Here is a 1,548-nt window from a genome sequence, read left to right on the forward strand (position 1 = left end):
CAATGGGCGCAAATTCCGCTTTCAGATCAAGCTTGATCTGCATCGTTCTTGCTTGTCGGGACTTAGCGGATGCAGCAACGCATTTAACCGATGCATCTGCTACTTAAGAAAGATGGAAAGTAGCCTCTTTTTGTGGCCGCTGCGAATTTCACCCCTTCGTCAATGATCAACGGACTTTTTAGCCCTCAGTAGAGATTATGTGTGAAGAACTAGGGAGCCACTCGTAAAGTCACATCCACCTTTCATCATTATGAGAAAGCTGTTGAGATTAAATGACACGCGTGACTGAATGAAATGGGCGGCAGACATGAAAGGATCAAAGGTTGAAAGACAAAGAAAAGACAGCGTTTGGCGCGAAAACCAAGGGTGGTGCGACTAATTTCATTCTGACCAACCACAAGGTTTTGAAAGACAGCTTTCATCTCGTAGCATTTGGCGATGATGAGAAAGTTTCTGTAGCAGGAAAAAAAATTACTCGCGGAAAGATCGTAACAAAAGGTAAAACGGTGACCCTTTGCGCAGAGGACCCAAACAAAATTAAAGGGAAGGTTCTCGACAAGTTAAACAAACAACTTAGCGGAATTTGCACTCTAAAGGTGGCTAATATTGACATGGCAGCTTCGTTGTCTGACGACCAAGATGCAGCCTCTGTTGTACCCCCGGTTCGCCAACCGACCCAAAAATTACCTAGCGCTGGTGCTTCAGGTACATCCACCGCCGACTATGGTAACGCCATATTAGCAGACGACGAAGACAACGATGACGACCGACAAAAACTTGTGCGATTGGTCATGGGTAAACTTGCACCGCTGGTTCGCGACCTCGGACCAAAAGGGCGTGCGAAAGCCGAGCCAGAGTTGGCCGAAATTGCCAAAACAATAGATAGAGAAAACTTCGATGCCGATATCGCGAAGCGTTTAATCAAGTCGCTTACGGCCAAGCTTGCAAACGGAACGTTTTCAAAACTGGACCCACCGGCACGAAAAAAGCCAACCCAACCATTACCATCGGCGAGTGCGGCGACGGGTGCAGATGGAGTTGACTATAATACTTCGTCTGGCTCTGTCGGGCGTGGGTCGGACGGTGTCGACTACAATACCTCGTCTGGCTCTGTCGGGGGTGGGTCGGACGGTGTCGACTACAATACCTCGTCTGGCTCTGTCGGGGGTGGGTCGGACGGCGTCGACTACAATACTTCGTCTGGCTCTGTTAAGGGTGGTTCGGACGGTGTCGACTATAATACCTCGTCTGGTGGACAAGGTGAGGATCAAATGCGCTTAAGGCTGCGGTCGTTGGTGTTTAAGAAATTGGCGCCAGAGATCAGAGGTCTCGGCCCCAAAGGAAAAGCCGCCGCGGCCGCAGAACTGGAAGCAGCTGTGAAATTTTTGGATCTGAAATCATACGATGAACAAGCTGCCAGGCGCCTGCTAAGCGTAATTAAAAACAAACTCGAAACAGGCATTTATGAAGCGATGGAAGACTAACCGCCGAGTTAGCTCGCTGAAAGCGGACATTTAACCCCAGCGCAGCATCCGTCGATTTGGGCTC

The 1,548-nt window shown here is 49.5% G+C and carries 1 protein-coding gene; it reads left to right on the top strand.

The genetic code is table 11. The features are described from left to right. Positions 1-323 precede the first annotated feature (323 nt). Positions 324-1,484: a hypothetical protein gene (locus ACR0L3_RS20615; RefSeq protein ID WP_480747666.1), complete on the top strand. Its 1,161-nt coding sequence runs from the start codon at positions 324-326 to the stop codon at positions 1,482-1,484. The last annotated feature ends 64 nt before the right edge of the window (positions 1,485-1,548 follow it).

The sequence above is a fragment of the Ruegeria sp. CK1 genome (genome assembly GCF_056536545.1).